General features: G+C 42.0%; 23 protein-coding genes. 13 read left to right on the top strand and 10 right to left on the bottom strand.

The genetic code is table 11. From position 1 onward, the window contains the following. Nucleotides 1-6: 6 nt before the first annotated feature. The 8 genes from FXV91_RS13745 to fae all read left to right on the top strand — a co-directional run bounded on the left by FXV91_RS13745 (nt 7) and on the right by fae (nt 8,298). Nucleotides 7-156, top strand: a complete 150-nt coding sequence (locus tag FXV91_RS13745) for a transposase (RefSeq protein WP_255680556.1) — start codon at nt 7-9, stop codon at nt 154-156. A gap of 103 nt (nt 157-259) precedes the next feature. Next, nucleotides 260-550 (top strand): hypothetical protein, encoded by a 291-nt coding sequence (locus FXV91_RS13750; RefSeq protein ID WP_229391261.1) that lies wholly within the window; start codon nt 260-262, stop codon nt 548-550. 394 nt (nt 551-944) lie between these two features. Continuing rightward, entirely contained in the window at nt 945-1,193 is a 249-nt protein-coding gene (locus FXV91_RS13755) for a hypothetical protein (protein ID WP_229391262.1), read from the top strand. 328 nt (nt 1,194-1,521) lie between these two features. Continuing rightward, nucleotides 1,522-1,812 (top strand): hypothetical protein, encoded by a 291-nt coding sequence (locus tag FXV91_RS13760; RefSeq protein ID WP_229391264.1) that lies wholly within the window; start codon nt 1,522-1,524, stop codon nt 1,810-1,812. Nucleotides 1,813-2,297: 485 nt separating this feature from the next. Next, nucleotides 2,298-2,999 carry a winged helix-turn-helix domain-containing protein gene (locus tag FXV91_RS13765; RefSeq protein WP_229391265.1) on the top strand — a complete coding sequence of 234 codons (702 nt, stop codon included), beginning with the start codon at nt 2,298-2,300 and terminating at the stop codon, nt 2,997-2,999. Between the two features lie 822 nt (nt 3,000-3,821). Next, a complete protein-coding gene (locus tag FXV91_RS20120) occupies nt 3,822-6,476 on the top strand; it encodes a PKD domain-containing protein (protein ID WP_275948905.1) in 2,655 nt (884 codons plus the stop codon). A 742-nt stretch (nt 6,477-7,218) separates the two neighbouring features. Beyond that, a complete protein-coding gene (locus FXV91_RS13785; RefSeq protein WP_229391266.1) occupies nt 7,219-7,509 on the top strand; it encodes a hypothetical protein in 291 nt (96 codons plus the stop codon). Nucleotides 7,510-7,815: 306 nt separating this feature from the next. Next, nucleotides 7,816-8,298 carry a formaldehyde-activating enzyme gene (gene fae, locus FXV91_RS13790; protein ID WP_229391267.1) on the top strand — a complete coding sequence of 161 codons (483 nt, stop codon included), beginning with the start codon at nt 7,816-7,818 and terminating at the stop codon, nt 8,296-8,298. Between the two features lie 323 nt (nt 8,299-8,621). Here the strand turns inward: fae and FXV91_RS13795 are convergent, their stop codons facing one another. The 4 genes from FXV91_RS13795 to FXV91_RS13805 all read right to left on the bottom strand — a co-directional run bounded on the left by FXV91_RS13795 (nt 8,622) and on the right by FXV91_RS13805 (nt 11,729). Further along, entirely contained in the window at nt 8,622-9,272 is a 651-nt protein-coding gene (locus FXV91_RS13795) for a TrkA family potassium uptake protein (RefSeq protein ID WP_229391268.1), read from the bottom strand. A 218-nt stretch (nt 9,273-9,490) separates the two neighbouring features. Continuing rightward, nucleotides 9,491-9,892, bottom strand: a complete 402-nt coding sequence (locus FXV91_RS19870) for a potassium transporter TrkG (RefSeq protein WP_345945526.1) — start codon at nt 9,890-9,892, stop codon at nt 9,491-9,493. Beyond that, nucleotides 9,880-10,965, bottom strand: coding sequence for a potassium transporter TrkG (locus tag FXV91_RS19875; protein WP_255680549.1), 1,086 nt, complete (start codon nt 10,963-10,965; stop codon nt 9,880-9,882). The genes FXV91_RS19870 and FXV91_RS19875 overlap by 13 nt, the downstream gene beginning before the upstream one ends. 617 nt (nt 10,966-11,582) lie before the next feature. Next, nucleotides 11,583-11,729: a hypothetical protein gene (locus tag FXV91_RS13805; protein WP_229391269.1), complete on the bottom strand. Its 147-nt coding sequence runs from the start codon at nt 11,727-11,729 to the stop codon at nt 11,583-11,585. 183 nt (nt 11,730-11,912) lie between these two features. On the opposite strand from FXV91_RS13805, the gene FXV91_RS13810 reads away from it, so the two are divergent. The 3 genes from FXV91_RS13810 (at nt 11,913) to FXV91_RS13820 (ending at nt 14,253) form a co-directional block, all read left to right on the top strand. Beyond that, nucleotides 11,913-12,320, top strand: coding sequence for a DUF1699 family protein (locus tag FXV91_RS13810; protein WP_015410979.1), 408 nt, complete (start codon nt 11,913-11,915; stop codon nt 12,318-12,320). Between the two features lie 533 nt (nt 12,321-12,853). Beyond that, nucleotides 12,854-13,651, top strand: coding sequence for a winged helix-turn-helix domain-containing protein (locus tag FXV91_RS13815; RefSeq protein ID WP_345945527.1), 798 nt, complete (start codon nt 12,854-12,856; stop codon nt 13,649-13,651). Further along, complete coding sequence (locus FXV91_RS13820) at nt 13,648-14,253, top strand: hypothetical protein (protein ID WP_229391272.1); 606 nt, start codon at nt 13,648-13,650, stop codon at nt 14,251-14,253. Before FXV91_RS13815 ends, FXV91_RS13820 begins: the two co-directional genes overlap by 4 nt. A gap of 37 nt (nt 14,254-14,290) precedes the next feature. On the opposite strand, the gene FXV91_RS13825 is transcribed toward FXV91_RS13820, so the two are convergent. Both FXV91_RS13825 and FXV91_RS13830 read right to left on the bottom strand, forming a co-directional pair. Then, the gene (locus FXV91_RS13825; protein WP_229391273.1) at nt 14,291-14,743 is read right to left on the bottom strand and encodes a flavodoxin domain-containing protein; all 453 of its coding nucleotides are present in this window, start codon (nt 14,741-14,743) and stop codon (nt 14,291-14,293) included. Nucleotides 14,744-14,948: 205 nt separating this feature from the next. After that, nucleotides 14,949-16,712, bottom strand: coding sequence for a PAS domain-containing protein (locus tag FXV91_RS13830; RefSeq protein ID WP_229391274.1), 1,764 nt, complete (start codon nt 16,710-16,712; stop codon nt 14,949-14,951). A gap of 1,513 nt (nt 16,713-18,225) precedes the next feature. On the opposite strand from FXV91_RS13830, the gene ilvD reads away from it, so the two are divergent. Beyond that, on the top strand, nt 18,226-19,887 hold the full coding sequence (gene ilvD, locus FXV91_RS13835; protein WP_229391275.1) for a dihydroxy-acid dehydratase: 1,662 nt from the start codon (nt 18,226-18,228) through the stop codon (nt 19,885-19,887). Between the two features lie 580 nt (nt 19,888-20,467). Here the strand turns inward: ilvD and FXV91_RS13840 are convergent. The 4 genes from FXV91_RS13840 to mtxX form a co-directional block, all read right to left on the bottom strand. Further along, nucleotides 20,468-20,824 (bottom strand): hypothetical protein, encoded by a 357-nt coding sequence (locus tag FXV91_RS13840; RefSeq protein ID WP_229391276.1) that lies wholly within the window; start codon nt 20,822-20,824, stop codon nt 20,468-20,470. 396 nt (nt 20,825-21,220) lie between these two features. After that, a complete protein-coding gene (gene mtrH, locus FXV91_RS13845) occupies nt 21,221-22,153 on the bottom strand; it encodes a tetrahydromethanopterin S-methyltransferase subunit H (RefSeq protein WP_229391277.1) in 933 nt (310 codons plus the stop codon). A gap of 353 nt (nt 22,154-22,506) precedes the next feature. Continuing rightward, nucleotides 22,507-23,100 carry a tetrahydromethanopterin S-methyltransferase subunit A gene (locus FXV91_RS13850; protein ID WP_229391284.1) on the bottom strand — a complete coding sequence of 198 codons (594 nt, stop codon included), beginning with the start codon at nt 23,098-23,100 and terminating at the stop codon, nt 22,507-22,509. Beyond that, nucleotides 23,097-23,954: a methanogenesis marker protein Mmp4/MtxX gene (gene mtxX / locus FXV91_RS13855; protein WP_229391285.1), complete on the bottom strand. Its 858-nt coding sequence runs from the start codon at nt 23,952-23,954 to the stop codon at nt 23,097-23,099. Before mtxX ends, FXV91_RS13850 begins: the two co-directional genes overlap by 4 nt. A gap of 429 nt (nt 23,955-24,383) precedes the next feature. Between mtxX and FXV91_RS13860 the strand changes: the two genes are divergently transcribed. Next, nucleotides 24,384-26,240 (top strand): replication factor C large subunit, encoded by a 1,857-nt coding sequence (locus FXV91_RS13860; RefSeq protein WP_229391278.1) that lies wholly within the window; start codon nt 24,384-24,386, stop codon nt 26,238-26,240. Nucleotides 26,241-26,941 lie beyond the last annotated feature (701 nt).

The raw sequence follows: 26,941 nt of genomic DNA on the forward strand, positions 1-26,941 counted from the left end.
GTTGGTATGTTGGTAGAAAAAGATCTGTCAGAAAGAACCCATAATTGTCCTTTCTGTGGCTTATCTATTGACCGTGATCTTAATGCTTCCATTAATATTCTCAGACTGGGATTGCAGTCTGTTCGTAAAACCGATAGATGCCCCTCATTTCAATGAGGGGAGCAGTCACAGAATGATTTCTTAATCTAATCCGGAAAAGCGGTGTTTCTGAATCACCTTGTTATAAAATGAAGCATAATTTCTATTCAGTGACAGAAGCATGACTCTCTCAGTGAATATAAAAGATAACTTCACGCTTCAGAAGGTAAGTGAGGTCATCCGCGAAGCTCTTGCGTATAATGAGCGCGTTGCAAAATACAAAATAAAGAAGTATTCGAATATTTGTGGGAATTTTGAGAACAAATACGGGATGAATTCCGACCTTTTTATGGAGAAATTCGATTCCGGAAAACTCGGAGACGCGAGTGACTTTTTCGATTGGTACGCCACAAAAAGAGGCCTTGATATCTGGAACAAAAGGCTAAAAATTATCTCGGGAATTGATATATGACTCTCAAATCTCATAAACTAAAACCAGCTTCAGTCCCCGCTTTACACGCATTCTCCACATAAGTTATATATACTATCCCGTTCAAATAGTAATATTGTATAAAAGTCTCTAAATTGGAGAGTGTTTTTTCAGGTAATGTTGCACCCAGGTATCAATTCCAGTGAACCTTCAGATGCATCCATTGAAGTTTTCAACTTTTTATCTCGTTTTAAGGGCTTCGTAGTACCTACGTTATACGCTTTAAAACGGGGTTGCTGCTCAATTTGAGCCGGTTGGAAACTGCATATAAATTACCTGAACTGAACCACAAAAAACATAATTCAAATAAAATAAATTAAACTAAATCAAAAACAGAAACACCCCTTAGAGCTTTATCCAAGAGGTTTGAAACAAGATGTCAGAAGAATCAGATGATCCAGACAGTAGTGATAGTAGTGATAGTAGCAGCCGTCAGAAAATGTTCACAGCAGCCGGAATGGTCCTGTGTGCGATACAGTTTGCCTTCTTCGCATACATGATCTTGATGTTCATGGAGATGGACTTTGCCCAGGGCTTCAAGTTCATGCTGCTTGCATACTCTTCAGCGTTCATTTATAAGAACATGGAGAATTCCGGAATAATCCGTTTTGTAACCCGGAACTGATGACGGTGTGGGTTCATTCCCAAATCCACACTTTTCTATATCTCTATCCTTCCGTCCTGTATCTCAACCATTTTTATATTTCTTTTTTATTAGCTTTCTTTGAGTTTATAGCTTGCATAACTATTTTTTACTATATTTTTATAACTATATTTTTACTAAATTTTTATTTCATTTTACTAAATTTCTCTTTCTCTTTCTCTCTCCTGCCTGAACCCTTAATTACTTATGGAAGAAAAGCTTTCTGAACAAATAGAAAAAGAGATATAGGATTAATTTTTAGTAACCGCAACATTTTTAGTATCATCAATAATTCTTCTATGGGATAAACATGGACCTTACATTGCAGATTGATACCGATTACTCGCTGCAGGAAGCAAACGAGGTTATTCGCTCGGCTCTGGAACATGAGAAACATCTTGCAAAATACAAGGTACAACGCTATGCCATGATCTGCGATGAATTTGAAGACCAGTACGACCTGATCTCCACGGAATTCGTGCAAAAATTCGAAGCCGGCGAATATATGGATGACGAAAAATGTTTTGACTGGTATGCCGCAAAAAGAGGGCTTGACCATTGGAAAATAAAGCTAGCTGTCCTTAATGCTGTCAGGTTCTAACTGGCGGAATGCCGCCTGGTGCAAGAATTATGTTCTTTCCGGCAGCCTTTTCTACCTGAAGCTGTAAAAACCTTTTTTTTCCTTTTTCCTTTTTCCTTTCCTTTTCTTTCCTTTTCTTTCCTTTTTTCTTCGTTTACTTTATTTATTATCTCCAAATATGTTTTCTACCATTATTTCTCATTCTCTCTTTTTATTTCTTATTTTTTATTTTTATCTTTATTTTTTTCTTGTCCAGTTTTTATTTATTTTTCTCAATTTTATCTTTTTTTCAGTTCCTATTCCTTTATTTTTGTTCATTTTTTCAGTATATTACACGAGTGTCTAAAGTTAATAAGAATGTATAAATAGTTGTTTTAACATCCTTTCATCAGTAACATTTTTTTAATGGTGTTTTAATGAAGGAGCATGCTAAATTAACAGAACTGGTTTTTCTGTCTGATAAAAGGAAGAAACTTCTTCTTTTTCTTATGAATAAACCCAGGAGTATGGCTGAAATTCAGGAACACCTTTCCGCAGATCCTGTTTCAATCCTCCCACAGATCAAAAAATTAAAAGAAGGTAAGCTTGTTGTACAGAAAGGGCATATTTATGAACTCTCTTTTATGGGAGTTGTAATAGCTGACAAAATGCCGCCTTTCCTGAGAACTCTGGAAGTCCTTGAAGATAATTTTGACTATTGGACAAAAAGGAACCTTGAAGGGATCCCTCCTTTTTTACGCAAAAGGATTTTTGAACTGAAGAATTGCAAGCTCATCCTTCCGGAAATGAGCCATATGTTCGAGCTTAACCCTGAATTTGTAGAGAAACTTCACCTCTCCACGCATATTCTAGGTTTCGCTTCCTATTTTCACCCCTCTTTTACCACATTCTACCCGGAACTTGCTGAAAAAGGAGTTGAAATTTCTCTGATGCTTACAGAGCCAGTGTTCCAGAGGTTCAAAATGGATTACAGAGAAGAATTGTGCTCTTTCCTGAGTTTTAAGAACGTCAGCCTGTTTGTCTTTCCGCAGGACCCTAAAATTGCAGACTTTACAGTAACAGACAGGTTTTTTTTGCTCACTCTTTTACCCAGGGAGAAGTTCTTTGAACACGAAAGCCTGCTCAGTTCAGAACCTGAAGCCCTTAAATGGGGTACCGATCTTTTCTCTCACATGTTAAAAGAAGCAGTTCAGGTAAAAGAGGTTTGAATTTTCATATTCTATCTCACTTATTCTATCTCACTTATTCTATCTCACTTATTCTATCTCACTTATTCTATAGAACATATTTTATAGCAATTTTTGTAAATCCACGTCATTTCAAATTTACTTTTGGCAGTTTTTTATCAGTTCTCTTCTATCTTTTTGCGTCTTTATTTTTTCATAATCTTCCGTTATGTCATCTCACTTTTCGTTTTCTTTAAGCCATAAATTTGCATTAAAAGCAAAAGACTACTTTAAAAAACTTGTAAATTACATTTTTTTCAGCCCTGAATGTGCCAGGTGTTTCATATGATTACCTCCAGGAAATATTGTTAATAATTGGTCCTTAATATAAAAGCGCCTCTATTAAAATATAATATCTGACACCAGGAAAATAAAGCTGCTCCGATAGTCTAAAACCAAAAAGCTTAATATTCCGGATATTAATTCCCATTTAAAGTGTTAGTTTATTTATGTAAAGAAATATTGGTAATATATCTTAAGAGAAGAACACTTCATTCTTCTCAGTAAACCTTAGAGCTTTTCAGACATAGGACCGGCTTAACAGTTTATGAGATTTATTTATCCACAGTAAGTTAAGAAAGTGATACTCTTCAAAAAATAGAAGCAGATCTACTTTAATTTAATGATGGGGTGACTTAGTTTACTGTACAGGTATTAATTTGCCAGAACAAAAGATCCGTCGGGTTCATAGAAAATGAAGAGCAGTGTCATCTGAACGACTATAATTCGGGATCTAAATTGGCTTCTAAAATAGCTTAATATTATCTTTAAACAGCTGGCTGGGTATGCGGAGGGAGTAGTGGGATGTCAGCAGAAAAGCGAAAAGTAGATAGGGTGTGTGAATTGAAACAAATAACGGTATTGATACTCCTGTTTTTAGTATCTTCGGCATTAGCGGTAGTTGTGGGTTCGGATGTGAGCTCTGCCGCGGATGGCGGAAACGAATCAATTAGTGCGGACTTTCTGGCTTCTCAGGTGTCAGGAGAAGCACCACTAACAATACAGTTTACTGATGCCTCTACAGGACCCGTGACTTCCTGGCTCTGGGAATTCGGGGACGGCAGCACATCAAGTGACAAAGACCCTTCCCACACGTACTCTGGAGCAGGGATATATGACGTAGCTCTAACGGTAGATAACGGCACTGTCCCTGTCAGTGTTGTCAAGGACGACTATATTACCGTTACAGAAAAACACGTCGTCCCTGTCGTAGAAGCCAGTTTCAACTCTAACGTAACCTCAGGCAAAGCCCCTCTAACTGTCCGGTTTGAAGACCGCTCGAGCGGTGGTCCTACCTCCTGGAAATGGGACTTTGGAGATGGAACCAGTTCAACCGCACAGAATCCGGTTCATACGTATACGGTTGCAGAAACATATTCAGTCACCCTGATAGCAACTAACGGTACTGTCAGTGATGATATTACAGAATCTAATTATATTACTGTCGGAAGTGGTCCTACAGCCAGTTTTTCCGCATCCCCGCTCGAGGGAGAAGCCCCTCTTACCGTCCAGTTTACTGACACCTCTACAGGGTCCGTTACTTACCGGCTCTGGGAATTCGGAGACGGGAGCACATCAAACGCCAAAAATCCACTTCATATATATTCCCGAGCAGGGACATATACCGTGAAGCTAACTGTAACGAATTCGTTTGATTCCGATACTTTTGAAGCTCCTTCTTTTATCCGTACATACTCAATTGCTGCTCCGGTAGCCAATTTTACATCCGATACTACTTCAGGCGCAGTTCCGCTTACAGTTCGGTTTACGGACCTGAGTTTAAATGGCCCTACATCCTGGGAATGGGACTTTAACAGTGATGGAAAAATTGACTCAAGAGAACAAAATCCTGTTTATGTGTACACTTCTTCGGGGACTTATTCTGTTACCCTGAATGCAGTCAACGGCACTGCCAGGGGCAATACGAAAAAATCTAACTATATTAATGCAGGTGGGGCTCCTGTGGCTTCTTTTAGCGCATCTCCGCAGGAAGGGAATGCCCCGCTTACAGTTCAGTTTACTGATACCTCCACCGGAAACGTGACTTCCTGGCTCTGGGACTTTGGAGACGGCAACAACTCTACATCTCAGAGCCCGTCTCACATATATTCCAGCTCCGGGAAGTATACCGTGGGATTGACAGTAACAAATGCTTTTGGGTCCAATACCTTCAAGGCCCCTTCTTTTGTAAACGTACTCTCTATCGCCGCACCGGCTCCTGACTTTACATCAAACGTAATCTCAGGCAAAGCTCCTCTCATTGTCCGGTTTGAAGACCGCTCGAGCGGCGGCCCGACTGCCTGGGAATGGGACTTTAACTCGGACGGGACCATAGATTCGATTGAACAAAATCCTGTTTACGAGTTTACGGATAATGGGTCCTATACGGTCACTTTGAGGGTAGGTAACGGTACTGCATGGAACAATCTCACCAAGTCTAACTATATTATGGTCGGAGACGGGCTTCATGCTTCTTTTACTGTCTCGGCGCGGAAAGGGGGTGCACCCCTGACCGTCCAGTTTAACGACACTTCCACAGGCAACATTACTACATGGTTCTGGGACTTTGGAGACGGGAATACGTCTGCTTCCCAGAGTCCGAGCCACGAGTACTCTGAGCCCGGGAGTTATTCCGTAACCCTCAACATCAGCAGTGCCTACGGGTACAGCGCTGTTACATGGGCTGATTACATTCAAGTTGGTGAGGAAGAAGATAGCAGTGGGTCAGGAAGCTCCGGCGGAACCTCATCAGGCGGTGGTGGCGGCTCTCCTGAGCCTGCAAGTAATATCGAAGTCAAAGAACTTTCCCAGGAGTTCATTACAAACGGAGACAGCATAAGGTTTGAATTCGCTAAAAATGCCACTTCTATCACTTATGTGAAGTTCGATGCGAAGAAAAACTTCGGGAAGACTACAACCATAGTAGAACAGCTTAAGAACAGGTCTGTCCTGACCCCGAAAGAACCCTCCGGAAAGGTCTACAGGTACATGAATATCTGGGTAGGAAATGAAGGCTTTGCGACTCCAGAGAACATTGCCAATGCCATTATAGGGTTCAGAGTCAACAGGGCCGAAATTACAGAAAACAAGACTGGAGGCCCAACAATATTCATGTACAGGTATTCAGATGGGAAATGGAATGCTCTTCCTACGCGTAAAACTGGAGAAGACAGCCAGTACATGTATTTTGAAGCCAGGACTCCGGGTTTCTCTCCGTTTGCAATTATAACAGGCAAAAAAGCTGTTGAATATAAAGAAGGTGAGTCAGAAGAAACAGCGGAACCTCTCGAGCTTTCCATAGCTACCAGGCAGTCCGAGATGCCTGAAAAAACTTCCTGGTCCGTACCGGCGGCTGATGATAAAGACTGGACAGGAACTTCCATGGCTATCAAAGTAATTGTTGGGGTTATGGTAATACTCCTGATAGGACTTGCTGTAAGGGAGAAAAAGAAACGATAAAAAGAAATAGTAAAATGAATCCATAAAATGAATCCATAAACCGAATCAGTAAAACTAATCAGTAAAACTAATCAATAAAACTAATCAGTAAAAAGAAATTCTGAAATAAGGACGGAATAGAGTAATTATGATAAGTGAACTACCCCTCCCTGAATTCTTCGCCTTTCGGCTCAGTTTCGAGGGATGAGCTTCCTACGAGTGTTTTTCTCACTTGCTTCGATTCCTGAGAATCTCAAACATCAAAAAACCTGTATTGTCGTAGATTTCCAGTACGAATATTGAAAGCCCGTTCACAAGGCATTTTGCAATAAGTTTCACAACTTCTTATTGCTGATACCTTGTCAAGCTCTACTGCTCCCCGTTCAAACTTTTACCTACAGAACTTCTCTGTAGAACCTCATAGTCTAAGTTCAGAAAGTTTGTACCTGACAGTATCCGGCTATCCCCTACTTTGTTACCACAGGGGCGAGGGAGAGCTACGGATAATATATAATCGGGGTTGAAAATATTAATAATATAACGGAATCAACAACGATTAACAGTTTGGAAGTTGACGGCTTTCATCCCCCACCTGCCACCTCGGATAAATCCGACCTGTCGAGGAAGGGGACTTCTCACCTTAACGTTAAATCATAAAATGGAAGGCATGAGGAAAGACTTTCTCAGGTAATAAACCTGTCCAATTGTTTATTTTCATAATTACTTTATATGAAATAGGAGACTATTCTTAATCAGGATAGACATGAGTTTCACGCTTAATATAGAAACTGATTTCTCACCTCAGGAAGTATGTGAGGCTATCCGTTCTGCTCTGGAACATGAAAAGCATGTTGCAAAATACAAGGTCAGGCGGTACTCCGTAATCTGTGAGGATTTCGAGGCAAAGTTCGGGTACAGCTCAGGTGAGCTCAGGGCAAGGTTCGAAGCCGGAAACATGGGAGATGAAATTGATTTCTTCGACTGGTATGCGGCGAAAAGGGGATTTGACCACTGGAGCAAAAGGCTTGAGATCCTTTCAGGGATTTTCCTGTGAGATCAGTCTTAAATTATCGACTTTTCCTGAAGGGCCTGTTTCCTCTGCTTTCTGAAAGTGGGCTTTGAAACCCGGAGCATTCCTCTACGGGATCGTCTTTTATTTTTCCTATTTTTTGCAGTCGACTGCAGCATAAATCTCCAGACTGTCCTGCATCCTTTTAAAGGACTTTCTGTTAAAAAAGGTTAGATTCTTCTGCCAGAGTTGAAAATTGGTAAATTATTTATGTACGTTTTAAAGTATTACACGTTTGTTTATTTTCTATAGATTGAGGTGTTAAATCTGGTAAAAACTGTTTTAAAAAGCATGATTGGAGAAGCCCTTATCGGCTCGGGTCCGGAAATTGCTCACATAGACCTGATTATTGGCCCAAGAGGAGGACCGGTAGAAGCAGCGTTCATGAATTCCCTTGCAATGCCCAGGCAGGGGCATACCCCGCTCCTTGCAGTCCTTGAGCCTAATGTCCAGCCAAAACCTGTGACCCTGCTCGTAAACAAGGTAACGATCAAGAATGTGGCGCAGGCTGCCCTGATGTTCGGGCCGGCTCAGGCTGCGGTTGCAAAAGCGGTTATGGATTCGGTAGCTATTGGAGTGCTTCCTGAAGAGCACGCAGATGACATTTTCATTATCGTCTCTGTCTTTATCGAATGGGATGCAAAAGACAAAGATAAAGTCTACGAATACAACTATGAGGCTACGAAGCTTGCAATAGCCCGTGCAATGGAGAGCAGTCCGACAGTTAAAGAGGCGCTGGCCAAAAAGGATTCAGCAAAACATCCATTCGCATAAAATAAACCTGTTCCGGCTTTTTTTATTTCACGAACCTATCAATGCTGGAATCCATTTAACTTATTCACTGAGTTTAACTGCAGGCGAGCTATTTCAGATATTTCCGGATTTTCCGAGATGTATCTCTATTATCTGAGATATTCTCTGTATATCTTTCTTTTTTCAGGAGTAACTCTCCCTCAGTCTATTTTTTAATATTTTTTTCATCCCGAATTTACAAGGAACTCCACCAGCTAGCCCGGCGGGATCTCCAAAAAAGAAATTAAAAAAGCATTATAATGGCACTTTCAGGTTGGTGTTTAATATGTAGCTAATATGTAGCGTCATGTTTCTCGAAGTTTCTCATAAATCCTGTCTATATGTCCTGAACGTGTGACTATAAGGAGTTCGTCCCCTTCTTCAAGCCTTGGATTTTCCCGTGCAAGGATAAAGTCGTTTTCCCTGTAAAGCCCGATACATTCGGTATTTTCCGGAAACTGGACTTCAGAAATCCTTTTGCCGGAATGATGTTTCTCTGTTGTGAGGCTTATTACGCGTACGTCAGCCCTGACAAGGTTGCTCAGTTCGATTGTATCAACTCCGCGAAGGGCATCAGAAATAATGGTTGAGGAGATATGAGGGGGGTTAATCGGGGAGCTAATTCCCAGCTTTTTTGCAATTTCCATAAACTTTGTGTCGTCAGTTTTGACAATAACCCTTTTTACTCCTGCTTCCTGTGCAATCAGGCCTATCAGAATATTGTCCTGGTCATGGTTGGTGCAGGCTACAACCGCATCCGTGAAATCCAATCCTGCTTTTTCCAGGATGTCAGGGCGGGTGCCCTCTGCATTGATTACGGTGCAGTCAAGTTCTTCAGCAAGCTCCCTGGCAACTTCTTCATCCCTTTCTATAAGGACAACTTCATTTCCCTGCTGGATCATCGTGTGGGTCAGGTGTATCCCTAGGGAACTCGCTCCAATAATAATTACTCTCATTTTTTTCTTTCCTTTATACGGTCTTTTTCTTTTTTCGCAGTCTCTTTACTTTTTCTAATCCCTTTTTTCTAATTTTCCTTTTCTAATTTTCCTTTTCTAATTTTCCTTTTCTAATTTTCCTTTTCTAATCTTTCTTTTCCAATTCTTTTTTTCCAATCCTTCTTTCTTCATTTTTTACTTTTATCATCTCTTCTACTCTCTCCTCTTATTAATTTGTTTCAGGCTGTATCTTTTCGGGCTCTTTTTTCTCCGGTTTTACTTCTTCCAAACCATGTCCTGGGAAGCAGCAGGATAAAGAGCGGAATTATCTCTACTCTTCCAAGCAGCATATCGGCACAGAGCACAAGCTTGAGCAGGGAAGGCATGCTGGAAGAGGTCACGCCTGTGGACAGCCCTGCCGTAGCCAGAGCACTTGAAGTCTCAAAAATAGCATCTGCCGAGTTTATGCCGTAAAGCATGAAAATAAAAGCTGAGAACACAAGCACAACTGAATAAAGCAGCACATAGGTCATGATGTGGTAGACTTCTTCGGGATCAACTACCTGCGATTTTACCTTGAGAGGGGTAATTGCTTCTCTGGGGAGAAAAAAGCGGTAGAAAACCAGCCTTATGAGCTGCACGATACAATCAACCGGAAAAGCTTAATCCCGCCTGTAGTTGAGCCTACGCTGCCTCCGATGCACATAATTGCACTGAGGAAACCTTTTGAAGCATCTGAAAGGGGTGCTATGTCTATCGTGGCAAAACCGGTTCCGGTAAGGGCTGAAACTGTCTGAAAAACAGCATCAGGCAATGTCTGGAGCAATTCAGGTCCACCTTCTCCTCCTGACAGTGTTAAAGCAAAAAGTGCTGTCCCGAGCACGGAAAGCCCGAGCATGTACCTTACCTGCGGGTCCCTTATAAGGCTCCCGGGGTCCTCCAGGACTTCAGGATAGAGCGAGAAACTTATTGCACCCATTATACAGGAAACTGTTATCAGGAAAGGGATCAAGAAGCCCTCGTATGCTCCGATGCTTTCAGCCTGCGTTGAAAATCCGCCTGTAGAAATCGCACTCAGAGCATGACAAACGGCTTCATAAAAAGGCATGCCGCTGAGGAGCAGAAGTGTCAGTGAAAGCAATGTCAGAATAAAATAAACCGTGCCGAGTGTCCTTGCCGTTGCAATTACACTGGGGCGAATTCGGCTTTCCCCGAAGTTCACTCTGTAAAGCCTGAATGCTGTAGTCCCGGGACGGATAAGGATCCCAAGCACAAGCACGATTATGCCTATTCCACCTATCCACTGCAGCCAGGAGCGGGTGAAGAAAAAGAGTCTTGTAGGGGAAGGCGGGGCAAGACTTAGTCCCGTTGTTGTCACGCCAGAGACACACTCGAAATAAGCGTCCAGAAAGGGCATTCCGGTCGAAAGCGCCATTGGCACTGCGGTAACTAAAGAGCAAAGCGGGAAGGTAATGGCTGCAAGGATCAGGGCTTCTTTTAGTTCAAGTTCGAAATCCGGAAGCAGTTTCTGTAGTATAGCACCCGTTCCCGCAGTTAAGAGGGCACTGCTTCCATAGACTAAAGCTGCGTCTGTTTCCCCGAGAACAAATGCAGCAAGCATCGGGACAAGCAGGACTGCTGAAAATACCAGCAGAAGATGTCCAATGTACTTCAGGACGGCAAGGGGATTTACTGGCGAGACAAGCTCATACATAAGAACCAATTATATTTTTTTCTTTAAGTCTGTTTCACTCTGGAAAGATAGTATAGCAATTCTGTGCAACTGCTTATTTTTTTAAAAGAAGGAATAACCAGAAAGGAAAAACTACAAAAAAGCTAAAAAAGAAATGAAAGGAAAAGCTATTAAAAAAGCCAAAAAAAGAAATGAAACGAAAAACTACTAAAAAAGCTAAAAAACGAACGCGGCTAAAAAGGATCTCGCACGGGTATAAATAGTACAATAAATAGTACAATAAATAGTACAATAAATAGTACAATAAATAGTACAATGAATAGTAAAATAAATAGAACAATAAATAGAACAGAATTAAATATTAGGAAACTTGCAGGTATCTTAATCACTGTGATAAAATCGGGTTAACAGAAAAAGATAAGCCTGCGTTTTTCACGGGTTTTGCGATTTTTTTGTTTTTACCTGAGAAGGGCGAATCGAGCCGGACCTGAGCTTTACAACGAGTAATTACTTACAGGTAGGGTGACCCGAGTTTTGTTCCGGGCTTTTTTGTTGTCTTATGAAAAACTTCTAGGAAATTCTCTACTGTGTGTCCTGTAAATTTTGAGGTCAGGGCAGCTGTTAAACTGTATCTCAAGTTAAAGGGCAAGCTCCTGAAAAAGTGGATCATGGGGCATAGATTCTTCCCTGGTGATTTCTATTATTTCTCTCACTTGCGTTTTTTCGTCATTTTTTTCTCCGGGGAGGCTTACTATAGGGCTTGAGGAGTTCTCAAGCCCGAACACTTAAATCTGGTTTTTATTCCTTTTTCGAGATTTTCCGGTCTCTTTTAGAGTTCTGAAAGAGGGCTGAAAATGCAGAATACTGTCTGAAAATTAACGGGCGTGGTAGATAAATATTTATAATAAGTATAAGTAGTTTATAATGAGGTAAAAACATAAAAGAACTTTACAGTGGGGGAAGACATAGTGAAAATTAGAGTAGTTAGTTCCAGGGAAGAAATCTTTACACTTAACCCTAATGAGCGTGTTGTTCACCTGGCCTTCAGGCCTTCGAACAAAGACATCTTTGCGCTGGTAGAAACCTGCCCGAAAATTGAGGTAATCCAGTTACCCAAATCTTACAGGCGCACGGTCTCAAAGTCCATAGAAATGTTCCTTGAGATGCAGAGAATCCAGCTTATCGAAGGAGATGTCTGGGGCCACAGGAAAGACATTAACGAATATTACAGTATCCCTTCCTCAGTGATTGAGAAGATAAGAGAACTGAAGATGGAAGGTACACCTGCTGAGAGAATCGAAGAAAAAGTTGCAAGGGAAAGCAAGCTGAATCCTGAAATGGTAGCCTATATCTTGACCAAGGAAGCTTCTGCCTGAAATCCTGTCAACCGGGATTATCTCTTGAGATTTTCCCTTATATCTCCAATACAGATAAGATAATGCTGAAAGATTCCGAATCTTTCAAGAATCCTTATTTGTTATGTAATCTCCAGCTTGAAACTTTGAGTTTAAGGAAGATACCCTGACTTGAGATAAGAGAGAACAGCTTCTAGCGATAGCTCTCAAGCCAGGGAGATTATATTTGTTTTTCACTGTACTGCACTTATTCGTTGTATTACACTTATTCATTGTATTACACTTATTTTTTCACTGTAAATGTTTAATTTTTTAAGAATTTTCTTTGCCAAAATATTTTATTGGTGCTTTTAGAAGCAATTTTATTAGTTTTCAGGGATTAAGTTTATACTTTTGCCGCCGTTTCATCCAGGTGACTCAGATTTATTAAAGACTTTGCTTTTTTTGAGTAAAAAGGTGAGAGAGTAATAACTTATATATTTCTGGCGGCTGTAATCTTTTAAGTCTTATTTGTAATCTTTTTAGCCTTATAGAACTAATAAGGAGACCGAAGGGTGAAACTGGAACTTATAGAGCTGATTTTTCTTTCCGATAAACGAAAACAGTTACTTCTTTTTCTGAGAAGAGGACCCAAAAATATGGATGAAATTACGGAAGCTCTTCAGGTAACTTCCACTTCCATTCTGCCTCAGATTAAAAAATTAAAAGATATGTCTCTGGTCACGCAGGAGGACAAAACGTATACACTCTCACTCATCGGAAAAGTCCTTGTTGAAAAAATGCAGCCACTTATCAATACTATAGAGCTTTTTGAAGATAATTTTGATTACTGGTCGGAAAAGGACCTGCAGGGGATCCCTTTTTCTTTTCGCAAGAGGCTCGGAGAACTCGGTAAATGTAAACTCATCCAGCCTGATCTCGACCGTATGTTTGAACTCGACCAGGAAGTCGTGGAAAACCTTTCCAGGTCAGGTCATGTTCTTGAAGCCATAGCTTACTTTCATCCACCTATGATTTCTCTTTATCAGGAGCTTGCAAAAAAAGGAGTTGAATTATCCCTTCTGATTTCTGAGTCCGTCTTTCAGCGGTACTATATGGACTATATGGAAGACTTCCGGAGCATGATAGCTCTTGAAAATGTCAGATTTTTCCGGTATTCGGGCGAACTGAAAATTGCAAGTCTTACAGTTACGGACAGGTTTTTCCTGATATCCCTTTTCCCAAAGAACCAGAGGCATTTTGACAGGGAGAGTCTTATATGCTACGACCCCTCTGCCCTGAAACTGGGTACTGAGCTTTTTAACGAGCTATTGCTTGATTCGACTCAGATTACCAGTGTACCTAAGGAATGACTTACGCCCCTGAATACATTATCTGTACAGAAATATTTTGTACGGACTATATGCGGATTGCCTGCAAATGTGTACAGGAATGCCGGCACAGAAAAAAATTATATTCTTCAAAATCAGGAGGAATTTTTATAATAGGTTTTTATGAACAGAAAGCAGCTTACAGTAAACAACTAAAACTGCTTATGTTTGCAGGCTTGCTACTTATCCTGGCATTTTATATCTTTTCTCGTGCAGGGCTTTTCGGCTTTGATACCGATCCTGATGAAAGATATGCTCTGCCTCTTATCCTTCTCATTTACCTTACTGCAATGTGGAGTTTTTTTGGCATGAAATTCCTTATAACTTCCGACAGCGTGGTTGCGTTTTTTCCGCCATTCAGGTACAGCATTCCCTTTTCAGATATCAGTTCGGTAGAGATTATGGAAGAATTCCCGTGGTATATGGGTTGGGGCGTCAGAATATGGGGCCGCAAGCTAATTTTTGTGGGAAAGCATGCAAAAGGTGTGGCAATCAGGAAAAATAAAGGTTTTTTCAGAACTGTTATCCTTGTTTCAGAAAGCCCTGATGAATTCCGAAAACGAGTGGAGATGGCCATGAGATAACGTCAGGCCACCCATTTCTCTAACCGCTCGGGCTGGCTTATGATTCCGCCTTTTTGATTTTATGCTTCAGTTTTTCTGCAATATCGATGCCTAGCCTCTTGCATTCCTGCAGATCCTTGTCGGTTGGCTTGTGAAGGATCCGAAGCACGGGGTCCACCACGCTCATTCCCATCTCCCGCATCTTCTCGGCTATCATTATGGGTGCTTCTCCGCTCCACCCGTAAGACCCAAAAGCAGCTCCTATCTTGCCCTGCGGGTTTGCGGAAATAAGGGTTTCGTTCATGAACTTTTCCATGGGCAGCAGCATTTTGTAATAAAAAGTCGAAGAGCCAACTGCAATTGCTTGTGCTTCATTGAGTTCTTCGGGCTTTACATCATAAAAACTGACAACCTTTACATCCACATTCTTTGACTCAATCCCGTTCCCTATTGCTTCAGCCATAGCCTTTGTATTCCCTGAGGTACTGAGATAAACTACTATTGCTTTCAACCTGTATCCCCTCCGGCGATATAATAAGTCTTATTAATGCAAACCCCGGAAAAAGAGAGCAAAAACCGGCAGTTGCGTATCTAAAGCTCAGAGCTCGAAGGCGTAACCCTGTGGCTTTCCTCGCTCCCCAACCAGCATTAATTATAAAAATTATTTTAAATAAGGGTTTCGTCGTCGATATATTTAGAGCTTCAGACAGCTGTTTTTAAATCAGGTCTGCCTCTATACGGATAGGCGCTATATAGTTCACAACCTGGAGGGCGACACTCTCCAGGAAATTGCGGACGTTTTGCGGAATCCTGTCCACAGTATGGGAAGCAAAGTTCAGGCTGCCTATTATCTCTCCCCTGTGCTTCATAGGGATTACTGCAACTGCAGTTATCTTTTCGTTCCTCAGCATATCTGCCATTTCTTCAGCAAAAAAACTCAGTTTGTAAATGGGTTTCTCGGTCCAGACCTGCTTTGCTTCCGGGGAGTCTATCCTGTATGCAGAAATATTTCTCACAAATTCGGAGGAAAGTCCCCTGTGTGCAACCAGGTTGATCTGGTCCAGAAGCTCATCTTTCAGGTATATGCCCCCTGCATCTATCTCTTTTATTTGCAGGCAGGCATCAAGGATACGGGAAAGCATGGTCTGGAGGTTCCAAGTAGTGCTCAGCGACATCCCGAGTTCCCGCTGGATATCAAGCATTTCCTGTGCTTCTCTTCTTTCGGTAACGTCGACAACTATTCCTTGAAAGTGTGACGGGTTGCCTTTGCTATCCCGCTGGATATACGTCCTCTCCTCAACCCAGCGGATATTGCCGTCTCCTGTGAAAATTCGGTATTCCATCTCAAAAGAGTCGTATCCTTCTCTAATCGAGCGTGCAAGACTTTCCGAAACCGAGTTGACGTCCTCTTTATGAACTATATCTCCGTAAAGGATTTTACCAGTAATGAAATCTTCTGCAGTATATCCAAACTGCGTTACATTTTCTGAAACGAACTCTACAGGCCAGTTCTCCTTATTTTTCCAGAGAAAAGCTACTGCTGAGCTTTTATTGATTATCGTTTTCAGCAGTTTCTGCATTTCGAGGGATTTTCTCAGGGCTTTTTCAACTTTTTTCCTGGGGGTTATATCCAGCACTATTCCCTGAAAGCAGGTCACTTTCCCATCTCCCTCTCTCTGGATAAAGGTTCTTTCGTTTACCCAGCGCAGGTCTCCTGCCTTTGTAAAAATTCTATATTCCGAATTGAAGCTCACTTCCCCTTTCTGGATATGTCTCTCGAGTTCTTCTTCAACTCTTATAAAGTCATCTGGATGTATAATCTTTCCGTACAGGACTCCCCGTGATATAAAATCGTCAACTGTATATCCAAACTGTACTACATTACTCGATACAAAAGCTGCGGGCCAGTACTTTTCATTCCTCCACAGGAAGACAACTGCCGGGCTGTTGTTGATCACTGTGGTGAGCACCTTCTGCATCTTAAGGACTTTTTCCAGTTTTTCTTCGCTTTTCTTCTGTTCGGTGATGTCAAGCACCACTCCCTGAAAGTGGGTTACCTCTCCTTCCGGATTTCTCTGAATAAAGGTCCTTTCATTTACCCAGTGTATTTTCCTGGCTTTTGTAAAAATCCTGTATTCCATATTGAAACCCGGAACCCCGCTTCTTATTCTTTTCTCAAGCCCTTCTTCAACTCTGGCCAGGTCATTAGGGTGTATAATGTCCCCGTACAGTACACTGCCTGATATGAAATCTTCTGCCGTGTATCCAAAGTTTAACACATTTTCGGAAACAAACTCTGCAGGCCTTCTTTTTTCGTTTTTCCAGAGAAATACAACTACCTGACTGTTGTTAATTATGGTCTTCAGGGCCTCTTCTCTTTCCAGAGCTGCATGGAGAGCTTTTCCCCTTTCGCCATCCGCAGCATCTGCTACGCTAGGATAGGTGTTCAGTTCTTCTTTTTCCGAAGTTTCGCTGTCCATTTTCTTCTAACCGCCTGCACAGGATTTTTTTAATAACCGCTTCAGGAATAATACTTTAGGAACTGTATATCTTCAGGATCGCAACCTGACATGTGTGCGAATTTACCGGTCTGTACATTTGCCGCCTGCAGGTTTGCCTGTAATTTTGGTCCGCTTTCTTTTATATAATTGTGTTTTTATCGAATATCAGTTTATTTGATCCGGGGGTTTTCTTTTTCTATTTAGCTGCACCTTATACGACCGAAAACTATTTATTCATATATCTGTGGGTTCGGCTACAAACTTCCTTTATCAGCCGTATTCTTTTTTGCAGCTTTATCGAAATCTATTTATATATGTTTATAGGTAGTAAGATTCCGTGTTCCGCATTCGCAGTACGGACCTGCCAGCCAGAATAACTCCATCACACCACCAAAAATAACCGGCTGGAAAAACTGTAAATCCGCGAGATCCTTCATGAACCCCTTAACGAACTCCAGCAGAAGAATAGCAGCATCCAATCCGGATGTTAACCGACCAGATATGAAGCTAGAGCGGATTCAAAAAATTATGTTGAGTACAGTAAAGGTCATCGAATACGGAATACCGAAAATGGCTAAAACCAAAAATGGCTAAAATCTAAAAAATGGCTAAAATCTAAAAAATGGCAAAAAAGTCCAACAAACATAAAAACCTCCATAAAAGAATCTGCGGTAAGGTTTTGAGGGAAGCCTTACCACAGATTCCTTTGCTTCTAAAACTGTTTTGCCCGTGTTTACTTATTCTCATTTACCTTTGTTTCATCTCTTTACTTTAGCTCTGTTTTCCCTTTGAGTGGATTTTTCGTGAGAAGCTCAATTCCCTGTCTTTTCCGTGCTGAAGAGCTGGAAGCGTAAGCTCGGGATTCCAGTAGTAGATGAAAATATTCTTTTCTGTATCGAAATAACACCTGAATTATTGGTTAGGTCCTAAAAAAGATACAGAAGAGTGCATAAGCAAGAAAAAGAATTTGGTGAACGGATGCAACCCTCTTGTGGTTATATTTTTGTGGTGTGTTGTTTGGGTGTGATCTTGTAGATGTAGTTCAGGGCAGGCCCGTTCACTATGCTTAACTCAAAATCCCTAATTGGCTATATAAATATTTGGATACTATTATATTAAATTGCCTTTTTGTGATATTAGGTACTGGTTTTAAGGGTTCAAACGGATTCTCTTTTCCTAATTTGTCTTCTATTGTCAAAATACAGGCACTATTTATTTTCAAGAACAAACTTTTATCTATTTCTTAGTCCTTTTTTCAAGTTCTATTTTTTTCTTCGGTTCATTTTTCCTTCATATTCTTTTTTTTCAGTTATTTTTCAGGTACTTTTTAGTCAGCCCTGTTATAATTTTTCAGAGTTTCGGTACTTTTTCTACAGCTTCTTTATAGTTTTTTCTTCCCCAATCTGTTTATACTATGAAGTTTTTTCCTATCTATACATTATAACAAGTTACGCTGACAGTTTTCAATATCAAGATCACAAGGAGACTTGCAATGAGAAGCGCCATTATCAAAGAGGGGCCTGAACGTGCCGCCAATCGTTCCCTCCTGAAAGCAACCGGAGTTACGGATGCGGAAATGAAGAGGCCGTTCATCGCGGTTGTCAATTCCTGGAACGATATAGTTCCTGGCCATATTCACCTGAATAAACTTGCTGAGGCTGTAAAAGCCGGGATCAGGAACGCTGGAGGAGTTCCTTTTGAGTTCCATACCATAGGAGTTTGCGACGGGATTGCAATGGGGCATGAGGGTATGAAATATTCTCTTCCAAGCCGGGAAGTTATAGAGGACACAATCGAACTGATGGTCAGAGCCCACCAGTTTGACGGCATGGTCCTTATCCCCACCTGTGACAAGATCGTGCCAGGACACCTTATGGCAGCAGGCAGGCTTGATATCCCGGCTATTGTTGTGACCGGAGGGCCAATGCTTCCCGGATATGTGGATGATAAATATACGGACCTGATCTCAGTCTTTGAAGGAGTCGGGGCCTACAGGGCGGGCAAACTTTCCGAAGCCGACCTTAAAAGGCTTGAGAACCTTTCCTGTGCAGGAGCAGGGTCCTGTGCAGGAATGTTCACCGCAAATACTATGGCATGCATGACCGAAGCTCTCGGGTTGAGCCTTCCTGGATGTGCAACTGCCCATGCGGTGGATGCAAAAAAGACGCGCATTGCCAAGGAATCCGGAGAACGCATTGTAGAGCTTGTAAAAGAGAACATCACTCCAAGACAGATTGTTACTCAAAGATCCTTTGAAAACGCCATAATGGTCGATATGGCAGTCGGAGGAAGTACAAACACTACTCTGCACCTTCCTGCCCTTGCCCATGAATTCGGACTAAAACTTCCTCTTGAAGCCTTTGACGAATTGAGCAGGACAACTCCCCATCTTATTTCCCTCAGGCCTGGCGGCCCTAATTTCATGCTGCACTTTGACAGGGCAGGAGGAGTCGAGGCAGTCATGCAGAGGCTTGCATCAAAACTTCACCTCGACCAGCTTACAGTTAATGGCAAAACTATCGGTGAAAACCTGAATGAGTTTGAAATAATTAACCCGAAACTGAATCAGGAGATTATTGCAACTCTTGATAGTCCAATCCATGCCGAAGGAGGAATCGCAATCCTCAAAGGCAGCCTTGCTCCCGATGGTGCGGTTGTCAAGCAGGCTGCAGTTGACCCGAGAATGCGTGTCCACACAGGCCCTGCAAAAGTATATGATTGTGAAGAAGATGCCATGAAAAGCATTCTTGCAGGGGATATTAAGCCGGGAGACATTATTATTATCCGCTATGAAGGTCCTAAAGGAGGCCCCGGAATGCGCGAAATGCTTGCAGCCACAGCCGCAATCGGAGGTATGGGTCTGCTCGAATCCGTGGCTCTGATCACTGACGGCCGCTTCTCTGGAGGGACTCGCGGGCCGTGCATAGGGCATGTTTCTCCTGAAGCTAGTGAAGGGGGACCGATAGGTCTCGTGAAAGATGGGGACCTTGTAGAAATCAACATTCCTGAAAGAGTTCTGGACCTTAAGGTTTCTGAAGAAGAGCTCGAAAAGCGTAAAGCTTCCTTTGTGCCTCCTAAAAAGGAGGTCACGGGTTACCTTGCCAGGTACCAGCGTTCCGTCCATTCCGCAAACACTGGCGGGATAGTGGACTGAAACCGTTTTAGACTCTGTTTTTTCCCGGAGGTTTTTCTCTCCGCTTTCCTTTTTTTGGATCAGGGCGTTTTCTTGCAGAGTTTCATTGCTTTTCCTGCCCTTTGCCTGAGCCTACTGGAAAAGAGATCCAAATAAGAGGCATTCAGATACAGTCTCCGGGAAACGTTTATAATTTCCCGAAACTATCTTTTATGCAGTCTTATTATCAAAACGATTTATTCAAACCATTTGTTCAAAATTATTTTTATTGAGAAATTCAGGAGGTCGAAATTCTGGAAGTAGAGGGGTTATGTTCAATCTGCGGGCGCCCGGCTAAACTTCATACCTGCCATTTATGCGGAAAACTTGTGTGCAGCCAGTGCATGGATCGTAGAAAAGGTATCTGTATCAGGTGTGCAGGTGGGAAGGAAGGTAATGTGCCCGGCTCAGGGGGCACCGGGACGTTTAAGTAAATCAGCCAAAAGTAAATCAGCCAAAAGTAAATCAGCCAAAAGTAAATCAGCCAAAAAAGAAACGGAATTTTGAAAGGACTAGCCTGAAATCTTGAAGTCCCTTCTGCCTTATAGCTTACCCTATTAGCTTACCAGCCGTGTATTTCTCCTTCAGGTTCTTCTTCATCATGGTAAAAACGGAATTCTTTTTTATCGACATCCTCTACAAATACGAACTTCTCTTCAATTCCTACTTTTGCAAATGTAAGAGAATCATCCCCATCCCTTACAGCCGGCAGGATATCCACATCCACATGATCCTGAATGCTGCTCTCCGGAAGAAAAGCCGTCACGATAAACCAGTCGATACCTCCTGCATAATCCTTGCTCACATAACGGCTCTGATTTGGCGGAATCTTCGTAGCCTTCTGGTGCATTTCGGTCCCATCAGCCCGATAAGCTACAAACCGGATGGTATGGTTTGTTTTGTTCTTTATTATAGCCATTATCCCACTCCCTTAACTTAGTTTACTGATAATTTTCCATTTTAAGGAATTTTATATTATATTTTTAATTCATGGAAGTAAATACTTTTGGATGCAAAGTTTCTAAAAGGTGTTACATTGCTTAAAAAAACAGCTGGTCCAAAACCCTGTCTCCTGAACTGACCCTTACAACCTTATTCGCTATATTGATCCGTTCTTTCAAGTTCTTCTTCCTTTATTTCTTTCCTCTTTTTTGACCGGCCGTCATACAGGCTGGTGGAGGCATTATATTTGCCTGTAGACTGAAAAATCGATTCGCGAGGCCAAAGGACTATTCTCAGGCAAGGCAGGTCAGACTTTTAAATTTAGAGCAGGCTAAACTGCAGGTCAGATTACCAGTGGTTACATGCCAAAAAATTAGACTAGAAGGTTAATCGGGTGTCTTTCTGCAGGTTCGATACCGAGGTCAGCGACAGCTTCAGCAATCATGATGTCGCTCATTGCAGCCATGGGGAAAACGTACTGTGCATACTCTATCGGACCATAAAGGATGAAATCTCCGGCTGCAGCCTGCTGGAGGCAAATAGAGCCTACGTCGCAGATCTTATACAGAACAGGATCCTTTTCTTTTTGCTGATTTAGCCAGTTCCAGGCTGAGGGAGCGTTATGGATTCCAGAACCTGTAGGGTGCCCCCATTTTGCTTTTGCGGTAATGGTCATTCTGAGGGCTATTCCGGCTCCGTTTCCCATAGGGGTAATGCTCGGATCGATAAGCTTGTTGACTATCCCGCATTTGTCTGCAATTGAGAGGAGACCCTCTTCTAACAGGCCTGCGCCGGTTTCGAGCATTGCCATCCTGCCCTGGAGAGAGGAGTCCATGGCATTAAAGCCCAGAATAATCGAACTGTCAATATCGGACTGAGCAAGAGCTTCTATTTCTGATACATTTATGCTCATATTTATGGAGTTATAGACTGCTCTGTCTGCAAGCCCTATTTCACTAACATATTCGGCTGCATGGGCACGTACAGTTCCTTCGGGGGAATCTATAAGAAAAGGAGAGTCCGAAATCTCTGCAATAAAATCAATATAACGAGTTATACTCTCGAGGGTTGTGCCAAAGATATGGACCATATGGGGATTTCCGGTAGTATCCGAACCCGACTCCTGCAGGTTTACAAGTTTTTCGGCAGCAGTCCTATCAAAAAGTCCTTTTGCAGCATCTTCTACGATTTCGTGTTTATTGTAAAAAATAGTCCCTGCAAGTACTGTAGGTAACTCTCCAGGCTGTCCGCCTACCTTTACCCCTGCAATGTTAGCAATTTCCTGTTCTTTCTGGAACTTAAACATCTTTAGCCCTCAAAATCCATACTTCTCAAAGTTCACTACTTTTTTGAAGCCAGTATTAAAATTGACTCTTTTTTAATTGATTATTTTTTGAATTGATTATTTTTTGAATTGATTATTTTTTGAATTGATTATTTTTTGAATTGATTATTTTCGAATTGATTCTTTTCGAATTAACTTTTTTTGAATTAACTCTTTTTATTACAAAACATCCATATAATTCATATCGATTAAAAATATATTTTCAACTTAATATATCTTCCAAGCTAACATATTTCTCAAGCTAATTCGTTTCTCAAGCTAATTTGTTTCTCAAACTAATTTATCTCTTAAACTAATATCTTTAATTTAGAGGATCAGAGGTTTTCCGCCAGGCAAATAATTCCTGCCATTGAATCCATTACGAATTCTTCTGAGATTATTACATCTCCTGAGGTGGGAACCGCAAAAGAGGACTGCCTCTTTTTAGGGGCACAGGCGACCACAGGCTCTTCAGGGTACACTTCTCCCTTTTCCTTATAATCCTCCACAAGCTTCCGGATCTCTTCAGGGTCGTTCAGCCCTATTCTGTCCAGAAGTGTGACCTGTTGCTGGAATCGTTCGACTGCACCCAGGGAGATATTTTCTATAAAGGGAATTGCACCCTGCGAACCTTTAATTCTGCCCTGTTCATCAATCCCGTTTGCATGGATTGCAAGCAGGGAATGGCCTGCCAGATGGCCCCTTGACTCGGTCCCGCAGACAAGGATATACCGTATATTGGAGTTCGAAATTACGTTTACAATTATTTTTTCGACTCCCAGATTTTCAGTCTTTGAACTTCCCCAGATGGCAGCATCAGGGCAGGCATCAAAGTGGCTTGCAAGGGTTACGACTGCAATCCTTGAATCCGGTTTTCCTGTAACATAATCACCTTTTACGGGAGGCCAGTTTTCAGCAATAAGATTCAGCAAATCACCTTTTTTCTTTCCTTGTGCAGGTAGGATAACGCACTTGCAAGCATAATGGCTTTTGTGAAATGCCCGCCTACCCTTGATGTGTCCACAAACACATAATCGTCCATCAATACCGGAGCTCCTAACCCGTCGCCTCCGCCAAGGAAAGCAATGGTCCGGAAAATGAGGTTGCCTGAGATCCCATCAGGGGCAACGATGAAATTCGATTCCTTTATGGCATCTTCAATAAGAATTGTGTAATGTCTGGCATTAATCCCGAGCTCCCGAGCCCGTCCTGCTACGAATTCTCCATCTGCGAGAGTCCTGTCCACGCGCCTGTCCCTTCCTATATCTCCGATCCTGCCTCCAGAAAGCACTCCAACAACAGGCTCTACTCCTAACCTCCTTATATGCTCTGCACCAAGGGTAATCATACGGAGTTTGTCTGCAATCGTGTTTCCTTCATCTATTCCAACAGGAGCGAGGAAGAAAGGTGTTCCGTCTGCTGTCAGAAGCAGGGCAAGTCTGCAAACCCTCTTCATACCAAGGGCTTCTTTCAGGTTTGAAAGGGTCCCGGATGCTTTTGCAGTGCCCCTTATAGCTGCATCCACTTTCCTTGAAACCAGTAGTTCTGAAAGGACTTTTTCGGGGTCGTCAGTATCCACAACCTCAAGTTTGGTCCCTATTTTGTCTATTTCTTTCTTATTTCCTACAAGGACAACCTGTGCATATCCCATTTCCTGGGCTTTCCATGCACTCTCAAGAGTCTTGGGGTTTGGCTCCCTTATTCCCATAGCCACTCTTGCCCTGTTCGCCCGGGCTCGTGCTTCGATAGCTTCAAGGAGGGCATACATGCCGTTCTTTTCCATATCCATCCAGACTTTTGTTTAAGATTTGAAGTAGTTCAAAGAAAAACAAACACACCCATTAATTAATTTTGCCCTTCCCGAGTTTCGCTTCCCGAGTTTCGCTTCGGGAGCACGAGGTCCTTTTCGCTACGCTTCGCTTCGCTCAAGAGGACTAAGTTATAAGTTAGAGTAGTGAGCCTTTCTCAGGAGGACTAATTTTATGGATCATATAAGCAAGCTTCGCTAAAGAGGGCTAATCTATAGATATTATTACTATATTATCTCAAGCAAAATAACTTATGAATAAGGAGCATTGTTTTTGTTCTAGAAGACTAATTTATAAGTGATGTTTTATTTTAAAAAATCGGCGTTGGAAGATTATAGGAGTGCAGGCGCTTTACTTGATAAAGAAATTAAAACATATAAAGTTAATAATGAGTTCCTTTTTTATTGGTATGGTTTATGATGATGTCGGCAATCGAATGGGCTGAAAAATACCGACCCCGGACACTTGGAGATGTCGTGGGGAACAAGAAGGCAATACAGGATTTCAGGGTATGGGCTGAGGAATGGCAATCCCGGATTCCTGAGAGAAGGGCGGTAATTCTCTATGGGCCTGCAGGGATAGGGAAGACTTCAAGTGCCCATGCCCTGGCCAGGGATATGGACTGGGAGGTTATTGAACTCAATGCAAGTGACCAGAGGACTGCAGGTGTTATTGAGAAGATTGCTGGCTCTGCAGCGTCAATGAATACTTTTTTTGGTGGGAAGCGCCTTATTATCCTTGATGAGGCGGATAATATCCATGGGACTTCAGACAGGGGGGGAATGAGGGCTCTTTCGGGGATCATAAAATCTACGCTTCAGCCGATGGTGCTTATTGCAAATGACATTTACGGGCTAACACCCACAATACGGAATCTATGTCTGGAAATTAAGTTCGGGTCCGTTCAGAGTCGTTCCATGGTCCCTGCTTTGAAAAAAGTTTGTGAGGCTGAAGGGGTTTATTGCAGCCAGGAAGCTGTCCTGCAGATTGCAGAAAATGCAGGGGGAGATTTTAGGAGTGCCATGAATGACCTCCAGGCTGCAGCGAATGGGAAGGAAGCCATCGAAGTTGAGGATATCAGTACTGCAGGCAGGGACGTCAAGGAGAATATCTTCAAGGCGATGCAGAAAATCTTTAAAAGCACTGACTGTAAAAGGGCTCTTGAATCTGCACGCGGGCTTGATGAAAGTCCTGAAGATCTCGTGCACTGGATAGATGAAAACCTGCCTATCCAGTATGCCCGAAAGGATGGGGACCTAGAAGATATAAGGGCGGGTTTTTGCTATCTTTCAAAAGCTGACCTTTACCTCGGGCGTGTAAAAAAGCGCCAGAATTACAGGATGTGGAGGTATGCCAGCATGCTTATGGTCTGCGGGGCCGCCCTTTCAAAGACAAGACCGTACCCTGGCTTTATTAAATATCAGCAGCCTTCACTCTGGAGAAGGCTCGGGCAGACTCGTTCGAAGCGGGATATGAGAGATAATATCGCTTCAAAGATCGGCGAGCATAGCTTTGAATCAATGCATTATTCGAGGAACAACCTTATGGGTTTTTACTCGCGAATGCTAAAGGATGAAGTATCTGCTGTTGAGGTTACTGCAAACCTCGGGCTTGAGCTTGAGGAGCTTATGTATCTTTCAGGAAGTACAAAAGCGAGCAAAAAACTGCAGAAAATCTACGATGAGGCACAGAAACTTCTCGGTGAAATAAAGGATAAAACCGAAGAGCCTGACTTTTTTAAAGCTCCTGTCCCTTCAGTAGATGAGAAACAGAAAACCCTCAGCTGCCCCGTTAATATTCCGGAGAAAAAACAGGAAGCACCTTCCGGGAAACCTGAAATTCCTGAGTCTCAGCCTTCCGAAGGTAAGCAGAAAACACTTAACCTGGGATTTGACACACCACCTGAGGCTTTAGAGAAAAAAGAGACTTTAGAGAAAAAAGCGGCTGTAGAGAAAAAAGAGACTTTTGAGACTAAAAAAACTTCCGGACAGAAACTGCTTGCTGATCCGGAACTTGCAGAAAATAGTTTACTTTCTCTTTCAGAATCACTGCCAGAAAAAGAACAATTTTTTGAATTTTTACAGAAACCCCTCTCCATACCGTCAAAAGAAAAGGATCTGGTTGAGGATCTGGTTGATATAGAGCTTCCAAAACAAAGGATTACTGATAAAGTTTTAGCCTCTGCAGACATGCAGGAAAATACAGGAGAAGGCTTAAAAAAAGCTGAACCTAAAAACCAGAAGACACTTTTCGACTTTTAACTTTTCCAGAGCACGAATCGCTCATTTTTCATATTTTTCTGTCTGGATTATCCAATTCATACAGGTTTTTTCTAGTTTTTTACTATTTCATATCTTTATAATTCTTTATTTTATGATCCCAACCCGTCTTTTTTTCAGGCCTCATACTTTTTATATCTCACACTTATCCTTGTTTCAGATCTGGAAAGGTCAGGTTTCCGTGCTTTCTGATTAGCCTGAAAGTAAAAATTCTTCATTATTGTAACAGGATCTTGCTGCTGTCAAAAACACATGAGCTTTTATGTGAGCGGAATGATAGGGTTGACTTTGAATGAAAGAAGAAGTTGCTAATGTGTTTGGGAAGTTTGGACTGGAATCCGCTCACGGATCATAAGGAAGGAAGCCCTGTTGCTTTAGCGGAGGGAGGAATTCCGTCAACTTAACACAGGCACAGTAGTCATATATATTATTGATTCATATATACTATTGAATCATATACTCAATATAAAAGAGGTGAAATCTATGCTACTAACTGTCAAATCAAAACTTATAACTAATCAAGAGCAACATGACAAACTCTTAAAGACTATGGAGAAATTCAATGAAGCATGTGATTTCATCTCTGAATTTGCATACTAATATTGGATTGTTGGAAAATTAGCTCTGCAAATGCAGATCTACTATGTAATCAGAGAAATGTTTGGACTGTTTGCACAAATGGC

It is taken from the genome of Methanosarcina sp. DH2 (assembly GCF_020804225.1).
Taxonomy (GTDB): Archaea; Halobacteriota; Methanosarcinia; order Methanosarcinales; family Methanosarcinaceae; genus Methanosarcina.